The organism is Geomesophilobacter sediminis (assembly GCF_016458275.1).
GTDB lineage: Bacteria > Desulfobacterota > Desulfuromonadia > Geobacterales > Geobacteraceae > Geomesophilobacter > Geomesophilobacter sediminis.
Genome location: NZ_JAEMHM010000070.1, coordinates 1 through 236 on the forward strand (window position 1 = coordinate 1; position 236 = coordinate 236).

Here is a 236-nt window from a genome sequence, read left to right on the forward strand (position 1 = left end):
ATTGCCTTGACCTGGGCGGTGGTCAGCAGGGAGATGTTATCGGTGCTGATCGCCGCTACCTCAGCGGTGGTCAGGGCCGCCACATCCTGGGTGCTCAGGGCGCGCAGCTGGTCAGAGCCAAGGGCACCTACCCCGGTTGCGCCGAGAGCCTGTGCCTGGGCGGTGGTCAGTGCCGCGATTTCCGCGGTGGTCAGGGTCGCCAGGTTGGTGGTGCTGATCGCCTGGATCTCGGCGGT

The 236-nt window shown here is 66.9% G+C and carries 1 protein-coding gene; it reads right to left on the reverse strand.

Annotation, left to right across the window (positions count from 1 at the left end; translation table 11 throughout):
• Positions 1-236, reverse strand: a 236-nt coding sequence (locus JFN93_RS25350) for a hypothetical protein (RefSeq protein ID WP_199387180.1), incomplete at both ends; no start/stop codon positions are given.